At 62.5% G+C, this 240-nt stretch carries 1 protein-coding gene; it reads left to right on the forward strand.

Going from position 1 to position 240, the window contains the following annotated elements; translation table 11 throughout:
- The coding region (locus tag AUR66_RS12985) for a transposase (protein ID WP_197409780.1) at window positions 1-240 on the forward strand (240 nt) is incomplete at both ends.

Raw genomic sequence — 240 nt, forward strand, 5'->3', positions numbered from 1 at the left:
ACTTCCACGTGGTGTTTACGCTGCCTGCGCCGATTGCGGATATCGCGTATCACAACAAGGCGGCGGTCTATGGTCTGCTGTTCAAGGCCTCGGCCCAGACATTGCTGACCATCGCCGCCGATCCGAAGCATCTCGGCGCGCGGATCGGCATGACCAGCGTGCTGCATACCTGGGGCTCGGCGATGACCCACCACCCGCATGTGCACGTCATCGTGCCAGGGGGTGGTTTGTCGCCTGATG

The organism is Haloferax profundi, assembly GCF_001469865.1.
Lineage (GTDB): Archaea > Halobacteriota > Halobacteria > Halobacteriales > Haloferacaceae > Haloferax > Haloferax profundi.